The sequence below is a fragment of the Capnocytophaga sp. oral taxon 380 str. F0488 genome, assembly GCF_000318255.2.
GTDB lineage: Bacteria > Bacteroidota > Bacteroidia > Flavobacteriales > Flavobacteriaceae > Capnocytophaga > Capnocytophaga ochracea.
The window spans coordinates 1-1,960 of sequence record NZ_KB291224.1; the positions used below are offsets into that span (position 1 = coordinate 1).

Here is a 1,960-nt window from a genome sequence, read left to right on the forward strand (position 1 = left end):
TGTTTAATTTCTGAGGCGTAGCCTCATTCCTCTAGCTCGCACCTCATTTTCTCATTTCCTAATTTCCTCATTTTTCTCGCCTGTGCGGCTCGCACCTCATTTCTCTCATTTCTCTCGCCTGTGCGACTCAAAATAGTATTAATTGGTATTATTTTTGCATACAAAAAACCATTAATAATAAAACATATGAGTAAAAATGTATCCGACCAATTGGTCGAAATGTTAGTACAAGCAGGCGTAAAAAGAGTCTATGCCATTACCGGCGATAGCCTCAACCCTGTAAACGACGCCATCCGTCGCGATGGTCGCCTTGAGTGGATACACGTCCGCCACGAGGAATCAGCAGCTTATGCAGCCTCTATGGACGCCGAACTAAACGGCATAGGCTGTTGTATGGGTAGTTCAGGACCTGGACACGTGCACCTTATCAACGGACTCTACGACGCCAACCGCTCAGGCAACCCTGTGATTGCCATTGCCAGCACCTGCGCCACCCATAAATTCGGTACCCACTGGTTCCAAGAAACCAATCCCTTCTTGCTGTTTCAAGATTGCAGTAAATACGTATATGTAGCCAATACCCCAAAACAGTTCACCACAATGATGCAACGCGCCATACAAACGGCTATCAACGAGAAAGGCGTGGCGGTGTTGGGACTCCCTGGCGATGTAGCAGGTGCTGACCTCGAAGAGGTTCCTACTGCTACACAACCCTTCTTAGCAAAACCCGTAGTACGCCCTTCCGATAGTGAACTCGACAAATTATCAGCCGTACTAAACGACGCTAAAAACAAGAAAATAGCCCTTTACTGCGGTCACGGTTGTCAGTATGCGGTGAAAGAAGTGGAACAGCTTGCCGAAACCCTTAAAGCACCTATCGTGGCTTCTTTCCGTGGCAAAATATTCTTCGACCGCACCGATAGCCCTTATATAGCGGGAATGAACGGCTTGCTCGGGCATCGTTCAGGTTATGATGCTTGCGCCAAAGCCGATGTGCTCGTAATGCTCGGCACCGATTTCCCTTATGCGGAGTTCTTACCTAAGAAAAACACTATTATTCAAATAGATGAACGTCCCGATATCATTGGTCGTCGTGCCAAAGTAGATTACGGTTTTGCAGGCGATGTGAAGGACACCATTACTGCCTTATTACCTAAACTCACTCCTCGCACCGACGATAGTTTCCTCAAAGACATTCACAAAGAGTATTTGGATCTCGAAAAATCATTGGACGATTACACCAAAAAGAAAACCGAAGAGAACCAAATAGACCCCGAATATGCGGCTAAACTTTTGGATAAATACGCCGCCAACGATGCTATTTTCACCGTCGATACAGGTATGAATGTAGTGTGGGCAGCGCGCTTTATCAAAGGTACGGGCAAACGTTACCTCACTGGCTCATTCAACCACGGTTCTATGGCAAACGCCCTCCCAATGGCAATTGGTGCAGCAGCTTCTTCCAATGGCAGACAAGTGGTAGCAATGTGTGGTGACGGCGGTCTATCGATGCTCTTGGGCGACTTGGCTACCCTGATGCAATACCAATACCCTGTGAAGATATTTGTGTTCAACAACCGTTCGCTCGCAATGGTAAAACTCGAAATGGAAGTATCGGGCTACCTCGATTGGCAAACCAATATGGTAAACCCACCTTTCGACAAACTCGCCGACCTGATGAACATCAAAGGCTATGAAGTGCGCAAAACCGAAGACCTCGAAGCCACCGTAAAAGCAGCTTTCGAGCACGACGGACCTACTTTGGTGAATATCTACACCAATCGCGATACCTTAGCGATGCCTCCTCATATCACTTTTGAACAGATGAAAGGTTTTGCGACCAACATCATCAAAAAGATAGGTCAAGGCGACTTTGCAGAAGCCAAAGGCAGTATTGCCAACAGTATGAAACACATCAAGGACGTTTTTTAGATTTTAATTTTGATAATAAAAAAGTCGC

At 46.4% G+C, this 1,960-nt stretch carries 1 protein-coding gene; it reads left to right on the forward strand.

Features of this window, described 5'->3' with window-relative positions; genetic code table 11:
• The first annotated feature begins 186 nt into the window (after positions 1-186).
• A complete protein-coding gene (locus HMPREF9078_RS09025; RefSeq protein WP_034543412.1) occupies positions 187-1,932 on the forward strand; it encodes a thiamine pyrophosphate-dependent enzyme in 1,746 nt (581 codons plus the stop codon).
• Positions 1,933-1,960: the final 28 nt, after the last annotated feature.